The sequence below is a fragment of the Sphingobacterium psychroaquaticum genome (genome assembly GCF_900177625.1).
GTDB lineage: Bacteria > Bacteroidota > Bacteroidia > Sphingobacteriales > Sphingobacteriaceae > Sphingobacterium > Sphingobacterium psychroaquaticum.
The window spans coordinates 382,252-397,689 of the sequence record NZ_FXAU01000001.1 but is presented as its reverse complement, the minus strand read 5'-3'; the positions used below and the strand labels follow the sequence as shown (position 1 = coordinate 397,689).

The following is a 15,438-nucleotide window of genomic DNA, read 5'->3' as shown; positions in this document are numbered from 1 at the left end:
TTACCTTACCTTTGTGACTTTAATACGGGCCTCTGCCTTTGCTTTTAGCTGATTTAGTTCGATTTCATCTTATCACTCAGTTTTTGCTTTTTCAGCTGCCAAACAATTTAATGCATGCATATTTGTTTTTATAAAGCAGCTAAAACAACAATTTATTTAAAAGAATCACCGGCACAAAACGTCTTTCCGAGGTTTTATCTGCGCATGATTGCTTTTGCCCCCTCCATACTATTTTCATGACTTTTCAAGATTTTAATATTTCAAAGCCTATTCAAGAGGCTATTCAAGCGGTTGGTTACACCAGCCCTACCCCTATACAGCGCGAAGCTATTCCGATTATTTTGAGCGGCAGCGATATTATTGGCTGTGCACAAACAGGAACCGGAAAAACAGCGGCTTTTGCGATACCGACACTGGAACTTCTTTCTAAAAAGAACAGAACTCCAAAAAAACCAAAAGTATTGGTTCTCACACCAACACGTGAGCTTGCTTTACAGGTATACGAAAACTTTAGTCTATACGGTAAAAAGCTCGCTGTAAAGCAAGTCGTAATCTACGGTGGTGTGTCTCAACATAAACAAGTAGAGCAATTAAAAAATGGTGCCGATGTAATTATTGCAACGCCAGGGCGCCTCTTAGATCTATCCAACCAAAAGTTATTGGATTTATCCGGCATTGATACCCTGATCCTGGATGAGGCTGATAACATGTTGGATATGGGCTTCATTCACGACATCAAGAAAGTATTGGCGAAAATCCCTGCAGATAGACAGACCTTGTTTTTCTCCGCAACGATGCCACCGAACATTCGTAAGTTCGCGAATTCTATCTTAAAGAACCCAAAGGAGATCAATGTTAACCCTGTTTCTTCTACTGCCGCTATTATTGAACAATCTGTTTATATGGTAGAGAAAACGGACAAAACATCCCTTTTAATCTCTATCATCAAAGAGCAAAATATTCAACAGTCGTTGGTATTTACGCGGACAAAACACGGTGCGGACCGATTAGTTAAGCACCTGAAGCGCGCCAATATCACCGCCATGGCGATTCACGGTAATAAATCGCAAGGGGCACGCCAAAAAGCATTGAGCGATTTCAAAAAAGGTGAAATACGTATCCTCGTCGCGACAGATATTGCTGCTCGTGGCATAGATATTGATGAGCTACCGCATGTGGTAAACTATGAGTTACCTGATGTGTCTGAGACCTATGTACACCGTATCGGAAGAACAGGTCGGTCCGGGAAATCGGGAATTGCCATCTCCTTCTGTAGCAGCGAGGAACGAAATAACTTGGTCAATATCCAGAAACTGATTGGCCAAACATTAAAAACTGAAAAATATAAACTATCTTCGAAGAAAGGGTAGTTGACAAAGAAACTGGATAACAGTATATTATTTATTTAAACAAAAATCAAAATGCAAGAAGGAAAAGTAAAATTTTTCAACACAACTAAAGGTTTCGGATTCATTACACCTAGCAATGGTGGTGCAGATATCTTTGTTCACACAACAGGTTTGATCGATGAGATCTACGAGAACGACAACGTAACTTTCGAGGTTGAGAACGGTAAAAAAGGACTTAACGCTGTTAAAGTAAAAGTTGTTTAAAAACAAAAAAGGACTGCTTTATTAAGGCAGTCCTTTATTTACAAAAAAAACAATATTAATTTTCAATAATTACTTCCGAAACCTGCTCTCCTTGCTTACCACGGATCGTTTTGTACTTTACCTTCTGATCCAGTCTTAATACCATCCCGATTAATTTATCGTTGAAGTAAGCCGTTTGCTTATTCTCGTTATCACGAATAAAACCATAATGACCTTCGTGGTTGTAGTATGATACTTTCCCATGACGGTACTCGTCCTCTTCTACCTCCGGTCTTGTTAGGTGTTCTTCTTTAAACTCATATTTTTTCTCTGGAGGGGTATCCGTTAGGTTCCCAAACTCATCCACATAGGCAAACATCTCTTCTAAGGCTTTACCCTTATCATTGTTCGCTTTGTTAAATTCTTTCTTCTCCAGTTTTTGCTGTTTTTTTTGTTGTTGCTTTTTCGCTCTATCTTTTTTGTTGGAAGTAATTTGGTTTCTAGCCATTCATTGAAAATAATTGTTAAAAATTCAGATATCTATATCCTTTACGTGCAGAGAATCCCCTTGAAGGGAGAAAGGCTGTATGAAGGGGTATGCTGCAAATTTACCTAAATTTTCTTTGATATGCAAAACACATAACGTCACTTCCTAATTAGGCATACGCACTAAATCGGTAAGTGCCTTTTTAATCCCCGGAGACATATAATCTCGTCCCCCTTCAGCACGAACCACCAACTCACCTTTCTTATCCAGCACAACCGTAGTGGGGATTGCTCCCCCCAAATAGTCGGAAGGAATCGCACTTTCCGCCGTAAAAACTGGCAAATTGTATTTGTTCTTTGCCATAAAAGACTTTGAACGCTTTAAGTCGCCATCGACATCAACCAGCATAAAAACGATGTTCTCACTTCCTTTGAACGAAGCTTTTAATTGATCAATGGAAGGCATCTCTGCTACACATGGACCACACCATGTAGCCCAAAAATTGATAAAAACAACTTTTCCACGCAGGTCTTTTAAACGAACAATTTTTCCATTTTCATCGCGGAATGTAACATCAGGGGTTTCGGCAACTTGATTTTCGGACGCAAATTGTGCCGTAGAATCCTCCGGAACAGCTTGTTGTGTTTGTTCAGACATTGGATTTCCGCAACGTATCAGAAATACCACACTACATAATAGCATGACGCCATAAATTCCTTTGATATTTTTTAAAGTAGTTTTCATTTTTTATATTTTATATTTTCATAATTATCCATATCACCACGAAGGGATAGCTGCGACAATCTTCGCAGCTTTACATCTCTTCTGTTGGTTTTACAACCACGACATCCTTCTCCTTCAAATCTCCAAAAACCTCCATCAAACTATCCAACCGAATCCCCTCCTGCACCGCAACGCGTTTGATTTCAGCATTTGTCATTGTCAAAACAAATATACCTGCTTGCGTTGTTAAAACACTTTTTGTTGGCACCCAAAAAGTTGGTGACTTACGCTGAAGCTGTAGATTTACCTGGGCATAATCACCTCCTTGTAATTCGGCAGCACCATTAGCGACATCAAACTCTAAGGCCAAGGAGCGATCCGTTTGGTTAAGCACGCCTGAAGTGCGTGCGAGCACCGCTGAAAACTCTTTCCCAGGTTGCGACATCACCGTAAATGTCGCCCGCATCCCTTGACGAACCGATGCCGCATGTCGTTCCGGAAGAGCGACCTTTAACCGCAGACGATTACGCTCTGCCATCAGAAACAAAGGCTGTGATCCTCCCGCGCCAACCAAAGCGCCGACAGACACATCCTTTTGTACAATGACACCATCAAAAGGCGCAGTAATGCGCAAGTATCCCTGCAACTGTGCTGTCCCTCCTGCTTCGGCCTTTGAAGCCTCATAGGCTGCGGCGGCACTTTCCATTCTACTTTTCGCGTGATCCAGTTCCAATGCAGCCACGGCTCCCTCTGTTTTTGCAGCATCTAATAATCGCGTATATGCTTGTTTTAAATAGTGATAATCACTTTGCATCTTCTGTTGCGCAGAACGATCAGAACGTGACCGCTGGTCCATCTCCGGAGCTTCGAGTACCGCCAACAACTGCCCTTTTCGTACCCGACTTCCTCGGTCTACGTACAGCTGCTTAACAAAGCCACTCACCTTGGCGTGGATAGCCACTTGTTCGTAAGGAACAAGTTCTGCGGGAACAGACAGCGTATACTCCGGCTGCATAAACTGAACAACAGTCGTTTTTGGCGGGTCCATTTTCTTTTGCGGTCGATCTACGGTTGCACTTTCTTTTTGAGCTGTCCCCTGACAACCCGCAAACAACAGGACAACAGCAACATATACAAACAAAGCGCGCCCAACAGTTTTAATTTTACAAAATATAATATTCATCTTTTATGTTCTTTTAATGTGTTTGAGTGGTGAAATAAGGATTATCTGCATCATCCGGATCCATTGATGGGCTTGCCACCTTCGCATGGCGTAAAAATGCTGCATAGAAATGTGGGACAAGCAGTAAGATGACAAGTGTCGATGCGATCAATCCACCAATTACAGCTCTGCCCAAGGGAGCCACTTGTTCTGCCCCGTCTCCTATACCAATAGCCATGGGTAGCATGCCCGCAAGCATTGCGCCTGCTGTCATAAGGATTGGACGCAAACGTGACGAAGCAGCCAGTCGAGCAGCATTTACAGGTTTCAACAACAACTTCCGTCGATAATGCTCTGCCTGATTCACCAAGAGCACCGCATTGGAAACGGATACACCGATAGACATCACAATCCCCATATAGGATTGTAAATTCAGTGTACTTCCCGTCATGTAAAGAATAATCAACGCACCTGTAATGACCGCTGGTAATACGGAAAGAATGACGAGTGGCACCTTAACCGATTGATAGTAGGCTGTTAACATCAAGAGAATCGCTAAAATAGCGACCCCTAACCCCGCCAGTAAACTGCCCAATGTGTCGTTCAGCAATTGCAGGGTCCCCTCTGTCCATACCGTAATGCCGCGCGGGGGTTCTCCCGCGTCCTTTATAGCCTGATTCACCACTTGGGATGCCGTCCCCAAATCCTGTCCGTGTAGATTCCCCAAAATAGTCACATACCGACTCGGCCCTTTTCTATTCACCTGTGCTGGGGTCATCGTCCGGCGCACTGTAGCCACATCTTCCAGGACCGGGCGCAGACTTCCCTTTTTAAGGGGCATCGCTCTTAATTTCTGTTCGGTTGACATCATCGCTTCAGGTACCTGAACCTGAACTTGGAACACCAAGCCCGACTTCGGATCAACCCACAGATTTTTATCGGTAAACCGTGTCGAAGAAGTGGCCGCCACCAAACTTTTTGTAATGTCTTGCATAGTCAAGCCAAACTGCCCCGCCAGATCCCGGTTCACTTCAATCTCCAAGGTCGGATACGCTGTAGCCTCCGCAATACGGACATCCCGGAGGTATGGCACTTCTTTCAGATTTGCTTCAATTTTAGACGCAAAGGAAAAAGCCCCCTTTACCTGTGGAGCAGCGACCTTCACTTCGATTGGTGTCATCGCTCCCTGTCCCATAATCTTCTCGGTCAACTCCATCGGTTCAAAGTTAAATTTCACAAGAGGCCATTTGTCGTGCAATTTCTGTCGAATCTCTTCCTTTAGTGCTTGCATATCGCCGGTGTATATGCGCTGATCCACAGACACCTGTAATACCGCCTCGTGCGAAGCACTTGAAAACAAGAAAATGGGGTTAATCGGTGAACTTGCGGGATGCATCCCCACAAAAGCCGAACTGATAGACACTCCTTTTTCGGGTAATAAGGATGCTATATCCGCTGTAATACCTTTCACAATACCTTCTGTCTTTTCTAGTCGGCTACCTGGTTCGGCTTGCACGCGCAATTGAAAATCACCGCTGTTGGATAAGGGCATCACATCTGTTCCCACCTGTCGCAATAGCACAAAACCAAGGATACCAGCCACCGCGATGTAACACATAAAAAGTAAAAGCGATCGTGTCGACCAATTTCGCATACCATACGAATAATGCACCCGGAACTTCGCAAAAAAGGCACGCTTCCGCGGAGAGCCTTCCTGGGGTGTATGCTTTCCTTTCATCAACCAATTTGCGAGAATGGGAACAAAGGTCTGTGAGGCCAAAAACGAAGCGATCATCGCAAAAGCAACTGCCATAGATAACGGCATAAACATATCTCGTGGAATACCTGTCATAATAAAAGCTGGGGTTAGCACCGCCAGGATACACAACAGGATGAGTAGTTTTGGAATTGATATTTCGATCAACGCGTCGGCAATTGCACGTTGCTTACTTTTCCCCAATTCCAGATGCTGGTGAATATTCTCGATTGTAACCGTAGCTTCATCCACCAGAATACCAATCGATAGCGCCAGCCCGCTCAGCGTCATAATGTTGATGGTCTGCCCAAAGAGATATAAAACCGTTACGGCAGATAGAATAGCAATCGGGATCGTCAAGACCACAATAAGTGCGCCCCGGGTATCCCCTAGAAAGAGTAAAATCATCAATCCGGTAAAAACGGCTCCCAATATACCCTCGTGAATCAAATTAGAAAGAGACCGTTCAATATATTTGGATTGATCAAATTCATAGGTAATATGTACATCTTCCGGCAATTGATTCTTGATTAGGTGTAAGGATGCTTTTAGGTTTTTAACCACTTCCAAGGTCGACGCATCCGCTTTTTTAATAATAGGTAAATAGACCGATCGTTTCCCGTTTACCAAGGCATACCCTACGGTCTGATCCGCACCATCTTCCACGCGAGCAACATCGCGCACATAAATCGTACGATTGTCCCCTACTTTCACTGGGGTATTTAAAAATTCCTCTGGGTTCTTTGCTATGGAATTGATGGGAGCCATCAGATTTTGTTCTCCAATACGGATATTCCCTGCCGGCGAAGGCAAACTATTTTTGCTCATTGCAATCGTGATATCCTCTGGGCTTACCCCATTGGCCTGCATCGCTTCGGGATCAGCCTGCACCACAATCGAACGCACATTTCCACCGAAAGGAGCCGGTGCCGTAATCCCAGGAATCTCCACAAACATGGGGCGTACCTTTGTTAAAACCAATGTTTGGATCTCGTTAATAGACCGCTGGTCACTCTCAAATACCAACTGACCAACGGGCAATGAGCTCCCATCAAAACGCACCACCATCGGGGGGACCGCACCTGGTGGCAAAAAGCCCATAGCACGCGAAACTGAGGTCGAGACCTCGCCCGCCGCTTGTGCCATATTGGTTCCCGGATAAAAGGTTAATTTCATCAACGTAAGTCCTTGAATACTCTTGAAGTCGATGTTCTTAACCCCACCGACAAACAAGAGCACCTTTTGAAACTCATTCGCCATAAAACCATCCATGTACGCTGGCGACAGTCCCCCATAAGGCATCGCGATATACATCGCAGGTAATTCTACTTCCGGAAAAATATCAACATTGATCTTTTTGATTGTATTTATAGAAAAGAACCCGATAGTCAGCACAATCACTATAACAGCGATCGGCTTTCGAAGGGCAAATTTTATTAAACTCATATCGGTTAACTTATAGATTATTGAATATGTAGGTAAAATCAGTTGTTAAAGCCGCCTGATCGGTCAGCAACCGCCAGTACGCATAGGTTGCTTCGAGTCGGTTATTCTCCGCCTGTTCCAATAATAGACGTATCTGTAAAAGCTCACTTAAGCTAATCAATCCCGTACGGTAGCGTGCCAAATACATATCATATGCTGCCAGCGCTTGCTTTTCACCCTGTGTGAGCTGTAGCAACTGTTCCTGCTGCTGTATCCGACGCACCTCAACGGCCCGCAAATCGGCGGCTAACACCTGTGTATACTGTTGGTGGAGTTTCTCTACACGTTCGCTTTCTTGCAGTAGACTTTTACGTTTCAGTTTCCCCCGGTATCCACCAGTCAGGTTCCAGGTGACTCCTACGCCGGTCAGGAAATTATTCGTTTTGTTGGAAAAGCCATCTATCCAATGGGATGAAACCACTCCTTGTGGATTTATGCTGGAACCACGATACGCATAGCCCCCCAGTAATCGTATCGAGGGATATGCATTTCGTTGCTGCACGTCAGCCTCCAGCGCATACCGCATTGCTTCCAGCTCCAGCCCGACCAGTGTTGGGTGCTGTCCCGGCGCTGGAATATTGCCCGGTGTACCCTCGACTTCATCTGTTATAAAAAATTTATGCAACGCAGCTTCGTAATCAATGGATCGACTATCTACCAGCTCCGATAAACGAACTTCTTCGGCGGCTCTAGCACCGCGCCATTGCGCCTGATCACCCCGTGCTTGATTATAGGAAGAAAGCGCTAGCAGACTATCTGCCGCAGGACGTAAACCCGCTGCCGATAACCCACGTGTTATTTCACGAATGGCCGCTAAACGAGCTACATTTTTACCGTTCCATTGTAACTTAAGCTCACCATACAGGACCGCGATATACCGTTCTGCGAGGATCTTCTTTAACTGAATGAGGTACCCCTCCTTGTCACTCCTCTTCTTTTCTGTATCGACCTTCGCCGATCTATTTTCCGCTTGCAACCGTCCAAAAGAAAAAACCTCCCAATCAACTGTCGTTGAACCAAATGTATTAACAGATAAAGCGGAACCCGTTACCGGCATACCAGCACCGCTAACATTAAAGAATCCTGGTTGCGGAAAAACTGCACCGGCCGAACCCGCATACGTTCCGTATGTATTTTGGAGTTGTACTTTCACCTCAGGCAATGCATTGCTTTTTACAACTTGTTCTTGCAGGACCGCTGCCTCGATACCATACTGATAAGCGGCAATGCCCGGATATCGCTGTTCCACCTCAGCCCACAGGTTATTTAAAGTCTTTTGACTTTTTAAGGTATGATGTTCTTGCCCATATACATACGTACAAGAGCCTATGGCTCCGCAAAAAAAAGCGAAGGCCATGCTATATTTTTTCATGTTTATTAGATAAAAAATTAGGACGTAGGGACCGGCTCCGATGATCAGCAATACCGTGTCATGTGACTAAATCAATGCGAGCGCCCCTAACATAAAAAAAATGAAATCAGCCCCTAACAAAATTCTGTTACGGGTATCTACGAAATGTAGGTTGGAAAATTCCTAAAGAATAAGTTTTCGTGTTTGGAGGAAGATAGGTAAAAAGCCTCCAATTTTAAGGTTGCTGTATCCGGGATGTTCCTTGTCTGCACGCGGCACCACAAAGGCGAATACAAGAAGAAAAAGGACTGTCAACACAGCCGCAGGCATAAAATTTGCCTGATGCATGCCGATCTGCTGTCCGGTACCGATTTCTGAACTTACGCTGACCGAACAAATAGGTGGAGCCTCCACACGGATATTTGTTCTATTTGTCGTACGCTCTGTATTCGGGGGCATCCCCGCCATACTTTTCAGAACCGATTTAATCGGACAAGAAGACAGCAGCAAACAGAAAACCGCTGCTATCAATAAGATAAAGCGCCTTCCAGGATTCATGTGTATGATTAGCTGTCTGCTCATATACCAACAAAGCTATCATAAATTATTATTTTTCAAGACTTCATTTTGTCTTTTCACCATTTGTCACGAAAACGTTTCGAGGGGCCCACTCTTTCCGTCATTCCGAACGAGATTACGAGATGGAATCTACAAACCATAAACTCCCCTCTACAAACTAATACCTCAAATTCCCATGCTGGCGCGAGCCTTCGGCTCGTGTCCCCATAATATCAATAGAAGTCCGAGCTAAAAGCTCGAACTAGCGACGGGACTTTTATTGATTGTAAGTTCGAGTCTGCTTGCGGTAGGAAGGCTCGAACTAGTGACGGTGATAGCCACAAACAAAAAAGACACAAGATCTAGCTGCGTTGAGCCCTTCAGGGTTTATGTCTCTACAAACTCATCCCTAAAAACTATTATCTACAAACCACAAACAAAAAAGACACAAGATCTAGCTGCGCTGAGCCCTTCAGGGTATGTGTCTCTACAAACTCATCCCTAAAAACTATTATCTACAAACAACCCACTAAAAACTACCATCTACAAGTCAATATCCCAAATTCCCGTTGCGCGCTCCAGCTCCACCAATGCCGCCGCATAATCATAGAGTGCCTGATAAAAGCTTTGCTGCACACCATTATAAGTACGTTGTGCATCCAAAACCTCCAATAAAGAAGTTTCACCACGTTGATAGCTATAAACCTTACCATCCAAGATTGCTTTTGCATCTTCCAGCAAACCTGCATTAAACTGTTCCACTTGTTTCGCCGCAGCCTGGTAGGTATAAAAAGCCTGTCGCACCTCCGTTTTTATGGTCAGTTCGACGAGCTCATATTTTTTTTCCGCCTGTAAAATACCATACTGCGCAGCACGCAGCTCCCCCGGTCTTCTATTAGAGAATTTCAGCGGTATACTTACACCAGCCTGCACAGCCGTGAACGACGGAGAAGGCGCCATCTCGTTTCGGGCTTCTGCATTATATTCCATACCCACCGATACCCCCAGATCAATCACCCGATTAGCCTTCGCCAACTGCAGCATCTTATGCGATATATGCTTACTCCCTAAAGCCGCTTTTAAATCCGCTCGGTTATCCTGCGCTTCCAATACCAGCGTTGGCAACATAAATGTACGCGCCCCGACCTGCAAGTCACCTTCCAGCAAAGGCAGACTCTCCTGCTCTTCTCTACCGAGCAACAACAACAGATGAGCGTACGCCGCCTGTTGGTCAGCCTCCGCTGCAAACACCTCATTGCGCATCGTACGCGCTTCCAGCTTCGACTGTCGGGCATCAACCTGTGTAATCGACCCCAGCCGCAACCGCACGCTATCCGCCTGAGCCAAGCGCAACAATTGCTGGTACGAATCCTCTTGCACATGCAACACCAAGCCACTGTGAATAGCTCGCAGATACGCCAAGGTGGCATCCGCGCGCAGATGACGAAAGAAATCCTCGACCATCAACTTCGTTAGCTCCACTTCATTCTGCGCCACATCCACACGCGCCCTTCTCTTTCCGCCCAGCTCCATCGTCCAACTTATTCCCGAAGAAACACCATAGCCCATTTTCATACGCCGCTGTGCATTATCAAACAAACCAACTTCCACTTCCGGATCCGGAAAGATACCAGCACTCAACAAATTCGCTTCCGCCAACTGGATATTATATTGTTCCGCAGCATACGCCATATTTCGTGCTGCCACCTCCTTCAAAAAAGTACGGTAATCCAGCACGGGCGTCAGGGTATCGGGCGAGATCGTCTGTCCTTTCACCGGGAGAACCCAGACATAAAAAACAAAGACAACGTATAATTTAATCCTATTTTTCATCATAACAAAGCTTTAAGATTCTTCGGTTTCCACGTTCCCCTTACCCCATCTCTTTTCGATCAAGAAATACAAAGCCGGCAGAGCAAAGAGTGTAATAATCGTAGAGAACAAGAGTCCATATACAATCACAGTCGCCAATGGACGTTGTACATCCGATCCGATTCCTGTCGCCAACGAAGCCGGAAACAGCCCTAATACAGCCACGGTTGCCGTCATCAGTACCGGTCGAAAGCGATGCTTTGCTCCGTCAATAACCGCAGGCAACAATTCGTATCCCTTCTTTCGGAGCTCATTGATATGCGCGATCATAATAACGCCATTTTGGATGGCGACACCAAACAAGGCAATAAAACCAACAGCAGACGAAACGCTTAGGGACATCCCTCGAATATGAAGCGCCAACATTCCACCAAAAAGAGCCAGAGGCACAATACTCATCAGCAGTCCTGCCTGCCGAAAAGAACCGAATGCGCTGTACAACAACACAAACATAATCGCCAGTGCAAATGGAACAATAACAGAGAGTCGTGCATAAGCGCGGTGTTGATTCTCAAACTGTCCGCCCCACTTGATATGGTATAGATCATGATCGTATGTTACCTGCTGTTCGATCGCCTCCTGCGCTTCGGCCAACAACGATTGTAGATCGCGGTTACGTACATTTAACTTCACCGTTAAATGCCGCTGATTCATCTCCCGAGTAATTGTACTCTCTCCTGTACTCAGCCGTACTTCCGCAACCTGGGAGAGTGGAATTTTGGCCCCCGTTTGGGAAGTAAGCATCAAATTAGCAATCTTCTCCGGTGTATTTCGGCTTTCCTCCGAATACCGACAAATAATATCATACACTTTGTGTCCGATAAACAATTGCGATACCGCTTTCCCACCGATAGCCACCTCAATCAGCTCCGCAACATCCGCCACGTTCAACCCATATTGTGCAATCTTATCCCGATCGGCATAAATCTGAAGCTGCGGCAGAGGCGGTTCCTGATCAATAGCGAGATCCACTGCACCAGGCACTTCTTTTACTGTCGCTTTGACGGCTTCCGCAATACGGCGTGTTTCTTTAAAATCATCGCCATATACTTTAATGACCAGCTCACTATGCGCTCCCGCGATCTTATCCATCACTCCATCGATCATCGGCTGAGAGAAACCCACTGTAAAGCCCGCCATACCTTCATATTCTTTCGCAAGCTCATCAATAAGGTCATACTTGGTTTTTCCTTTCGGCCACTCTTTATAGGGCTTGATACCAATAGATACTTCAAAATGCGAAGCTGTCCAAGGGTCCGTACCATCGTCATTACGCCCGGCCTGTACCATAATATAAGTCACCTCCTCATACCGCATCGTTCTCGCGCGTAAGGTATCGCTCATGGCTTTCGATTTTTCAACCGATATACCGGGCGGGAGCTGCACCTGTAACCAGATCGACCCCTCGTCCAAAGGCGGTAGAAAATCCTTACCGACGCGAAGCGTCAGTATCGTTGAGGCACCTAAGATCAGGATCAACGGCAGAATCACCTGCACCGGCTTCCGCATAATCTGCTGTATACGCCGGTGATACACAACCGTCAGTTTCTCCAACCAACGATTATGGTATACTTTCTGCGGTTTACGGTATATCACGTAGGCCAACCCCGGGATCACAAATAGCGCGACCAAAAGGGCTCCCAAAAGGGCATAGCCGACCGTAAAAGCCATCGGTGTAAATAGCTTCTTCTCCACGCGTTCGAAAGCAAACAAAGGTAAGTATGCGGTAATGATAATAATGGATGCAAAAAACACAGGTTTGGCAACTTCAGCGGCACGTTGCGCAATGGTCTTTTCCTGCAACTCTTCTAGTGGATTATCCTCCCTCTTCTTCAAGATCGTCTCCATCATCACAATCGCGCCATCTACAATAATTCCAAAATCTATCGCGCCTAATGACAAGAGATTGGCGGGAATATCGGTAAAGTACATCAAGATAAAGGCGGTGAGCAAGGACAAAGGAATTGTTATGGCAACCAATAAGGCACCCCGCCAACTTCCTAAAAACACGATGAGCACCACAATCACCAAAGCCATCCCTTCCAACAACGTATACGACACCGTATGCAAAGTGGTATCCACCAAATCGGTGCGATCTAGAAAAGTATGGATATGCACGCCGCTAGGCAATCCCCCCGTATTGAGTTCTTCCACAGCAGTATGTATACCCTCCAAAACTTCGGATGGATTTTCACCTTTCAACAAGAGCACAATTCCCTCTATACTCTCGGCATAATCGCGTTGTCTATCCGTATAGCCGAGAACACCCTTGCGCTCCAGCTGCCCATATTTGAGTGCACCAATATCTTCTAAGAAGATCGGTACACCGTCCACAGACTTTACCACAATCTTCCCGAGGTCATCCAGGTTTTTTACCAAACCAATTCCCCGGATCACGTAGCCCAGTTCGCCGCGCGGTAACACGCTCCCGCCCGCATTTATATTGTTGCTTTCAATGGTTTCTACCACCTCGGCTAAAGCCAAATTGTACTGCTCTAATTTCCAAGGGTCTACTTCCAACTGGAACTGCGTGGTTATCCCTCCAAAGTTGGTCACATCAGCCACACCAGAGACTTGCTTGATACGTGGGATAATCGTGAAATTCTGTAAATCAGTCAGCTCCCGTAAATCTTGTCTTCCATCGCTTTCAAGGATATACCGATAGATTTCCCCGGTCGGTGAAGTCAGCGGATCTAATCCAGGGAGCACATCATAAGGCAGCTCCACCTCATTCAGCCGTTCCTGAATCCGCATCCGTGCCCAATAATCTTCCACTCCATCCTCAAAAACAATCGTAATCATCGACAGGCCGAACGTACTCTTACTCCGCATCACATGCATTCCCGGAAGCCCATTCAACGCACGCTCTACCGGAATAGTGATCTGCTGCTCCACTTCTTCTGCTGCCAACCCCGGAACCTGCGTCACCACCTGCGAAGTAACGTCCGCAATATCAGGGTACGCTTCAATGGCAAGCTGCTTCCAGGAATAGTACCCGAAGAAGGCGATTAACACAAACAGCGCCACCATAACCCAACGCTTTTCGATACCGATATGTATTAATTTATTCATCGCAACAACATTAATGAGCCACCACTTGATACAATCACCTCACCAACCTTTAGTCCGGTCGAAACAATAACCTTCCCATTCACCGTGCCGCGCGTTTCCACCCTTCTTTTTTCATACCTCCGGGCATCCAACTTCATAAATACGAACTGTCCCTTTTCTTCCTGGAACAGCGCTTCTGTCGGAACAAGAATGGTTGTTTCGGGCGCATCCTTAAACAAAACCGTTACATACATACCGGGGCGAAGATCCTGTTGGTAATTATCACATTCCACCAGCACTTCGACACTGCGCGTCTCTTCATTTACAATCTTATTGATATGCTTAATCTTCCCGCGCATGAGGCGATCAGGGAAGGCTGCCATTTTCACATTTACGGCATCCAATTCATTGATAAAAGGAACATCTTTCTCTTTTACCTGACCTACAATCCATACCTTGGATAACTCCGCCACCACAGCCAAGGGCTCGGCCTCTTCACGGAGATATTGACCGATAACAATATTGTTGGTTACCACTTCTCCCCGTATAGGCGCGGTGACGACCAATGCCTGTCCGAGTTTTACCTGCGCTAGATCGACATTAAATATCCGTAAGGCGGCACCCGCATTAGAGAGCGCAGTCTTCTGCGTTTCAAACGTTGTTTCGGCTTCTTCCAGTTCACGCGCTATGCCCACCCCATTACGTAGCAGATCCTTCTGCCGTTTGAGGTTTAATTCTCCTTGCCGAAATGCCTGCTTCGCATCGAAATACTCTTTCTGCGCCATAAAAAATGCCGGCGAACTCATCTCAAAAATCGGCGCTCCCGGGTTCACCTTTTGCCCGAGGCGGACATAGGACTTCAATACCCTTCCTGCAAATGGAGGGGCTATCTCTGCATAATTATTGGGAATAGCGCGTACGATACCAGCCGTCGTTAGTTCCAATTGAAACAACTGATCACTGACCGTATCATGGACAAATTGATGTTGCAGTGTGGAGCTGGGGGATAATAGCACGGTATCTCCCTGTAATGTATAATCGGTGTGATGACCATCATCCGCCGAAGAACCTTCCCGGCAAGCGGAAAAAAGGACGATAAAAAAGACGAAGAACACGCCTGCGATTAGCTTACCGCTTATTCCTTTCGTTTTCTTGCCGCGTAACCATGTCATTTGCATTTCTGTTTTCTTTACGTTGTTTGGATTGACCCTACAAAAATGGGTAGGTTCAGCCGGAAACGCTGTTAGAGAACAAACAGAAAAAAATTAGAAAATAATTAGAAAGGCCCAGCTGGATCACCTTCCGTGATGACACAAAAAAAGCAGACCCGAAGGTCTGCTTTTCTGTTTTGTACTTATTTAGACACAAATCCCAAAGGGCTTAGCATAGCTAAATTCTGCG

Annotated in this window: 11 protein-coding genes; 2 read left to right on the top strand and 9 right to left on the bottom strand. The window is 45.8% G+C overall.

Annotated elements, in window-relative coordinates:
- Positions 1-236: 236 nt before the first annotated feature.
- Positions 237-1,370 (top strand): DEAD/DEAH box helicase, encoded by a 1,134-nt coding sequence (locus B9Y69_RS01600; protein ID WP_085471255.1) that lies wholly within the window; start codon positions 237-239, stop codon positions 1,368-1,370.
- A 51-nt stretch (positions 1,371-1,421) separates the two neighbouring features.
- Entirely contained in the window at positions 1,422-1,613 is a 192-nt protein-coding gene (locus tag B9Y69_RS01595) for a cold-shock protein (RefSeq protein WP_085471254.1), read from the top strand.
- A 55-nt stretch (positions 1,614-1,668) separates the two neighbouring features.
- Here the strand turns inward: B9Y69_RS01595 and B9Y69_RS01590 are convergent, their stop codons facing one another.
- From B9Y69_RS01590 to B9Y69_RS01550, 9 genes are all read right to left on the bottom strand, one after another.
- Entirely contained in the window at positions 1,669-2,100 is a 432-nt protein-coding gene (locus B9Y69_RS01590; RefSeq protein WP_234991041.1) for a cold-shock protein, read from the bottom strand.
- Between the two features lie 144 nt (positions 2,101-2,244).
- Positions 2,245-2,823 carry a TlpA family protein disulfide reductase gene (locus B9Y69_RS01585; RefSeq protein WP_085471253.1) on the bottom strand — a complete coding sequence of 193 codons (579 nt, stop codon included), beginning with the start codon at positions 2,821-2,823 and terminating at the stop codon, positions 2,245-2,247.
- A 70-nt stretch (positions 2,824-2,893) separates the two neighbouring features.
- Entirely contained in the window at positions 2,894-3,985 is a 1,092-nt protein-coding gene (locus B9Y69_RS01580) for an efflux RND transporter periplasmic adaptor subunit (protein ID WP_085471252.1), read from the bottom strand.
- 13 nt (positions 3,986-3,998) lie between these two features.
- Positions 3,999-7,166, bottom strand: a complete 3,168-nt coding sequence (locus B9Y69_RS01575) for an efflux RND transporter permease subunit (protein WP_085471251.1) — start codon at positions 7,164-7,166, stop codon at positions 3,999-4,001.
- 10 nt (positions 7,167-7,176) lie between these two features.
- The gene (locus B9Y69_RS01570; RefSeq protein WP_085471250.1) at positions 7,177-8,577 is read right to left on the bottom strand and encodes a TolC family protein; all 1,401 of its coding nucleotides are present in this window, start codon (positions 8,575-8,577) and stop codon (positions 7,177-7,179) included.
- Between the two features lie 162 nt (positions 8,578-8,739).
- Positions 8,740-9,138, bottom strand: a complete 399-nt coding sequence (locus B9Y69_RS01565; protein WP_144036479.1) for a hypothetical protein — start codon at positions 9,136-9,138, stop codon at positions 8,740-8,742.
- A gap of 519 nt (positions 9,139-9,657) precedes the next feature.
- On the bottom strand, positions 9,658-10,950 hold the full coding sequence (locus B9Y69_RS01560; RefSeq protein WP_085471248.1) for a TolC family protein: 1,293 nt from the start codon (positions 10,948-10,950) through the stop codon (positions 9,658-9,660).
- Between the two features lie 9 nt (positions 10,951-10,959).
- The gene (locus B9Y69_RS01555; protein ID WP_085471247.1) at positions 10,960-14,058 is read right to left on the bottom strand and encodes an efflux RND transporter permease subunit; all 3,099 of its coding nucleotides are present in this window, start codon (positions 14,056-14,058) and stop codon (positions 10,960-10,962) included.
- Positions 14,055-15,209 (bottom strand): efflux RND transporter periplasmic adaptor subunit, encoded by a 1,155-nt coding sequence (locus B9Y69_RS01550; protein ID WP_159451786.1) that lies wholly within the window; start codon positions 15,207-15,209, stop codon positions 14,055-14,057. Before B9Y69_RS01550 ends, B9Y69_RS01555 begins: the two co-directional genes overlap by 4 nt.
- Between the last annotated feature and the right edge of the window lie 229 nt (positions 15,210-15,438).

Coding starts and splice junctions, on each gene's coding strand:
- B9Y69_RS01560 (WP_085471248.1), bottom strand. CDS start 10,950: ATGATGAAAAATAGGATTAAATTATACGTTGTCTTTGTTTTTTATGTC.
- B9Y69_RS01595 (WP_085471254.1), top strand. CDS start 1,422: ATGCAAGAAGGAAAAGTAAAATTTTTCAACACAACTAAAGGTTTCGGA.
- B9Y69_RS01565 (WP_144036479.1), bottom strand. CDS start 9,138: ATGAGCAGACAGCTAATCATACACATGAATCCTGGAAGGCGCTTTATC.
- B9Y69_RS01600 (WP_085471255.1), top strand. CDS start 237: ATGACTTTTCAAGATTTTAATATTTCAAAGCCTATTCAAGAGGCTATT.
- B9Y69_RS01575 (WP_085471251.1), bottom strand. CDS start 7,166: ATGAGTTTAATAAAATTTGCCCTTCGAAAGCCGATCGCTGTTATAGTG.
- B9Y69_RS01550 (WP_159451786.1), bottom strand. CDS start 15,209: ATGACATGGTTACGCGGCAAGAAAACGAAAGGAATAAGCGGTAAGCTA.
- B9Y69_RS01590 (WP_234991041.1), bottom strand. CDS start 2,100: ATGGCTAGAAACCAAATTACTTCCAACAAAAAAGATAGAGCGAAAAAG.
- B9Y69_RS01555 (WP_085471247.1), bottom strand. CDS start 14,058: ATGAATAAATTAATACATATCGGTATCGAAAAGCGTTGGGTTATGGTG.
- B9Y69_RS01580 (WP_085471252.1), bottom strand. CDS start 3,985: ATGAATATTATATTTTGTAAAATTAAAACTGTTGGGCGCGCTTTGTTT.
- B9Y69_RS01570 (WP_085471250.1), bottom strand. CDS start 8,577: ATGAAAAAATATAGCATGGCCTTCGCTTTTTTTTGCGGAGCCATAGGC.
- B9Y69_RS01585 (WP_085471253.1), bottom strand. CDS start 2,823: ATGAAAACTACTTTAAAAAATATCAAAGGAATTTATGGCGTCATGCTA.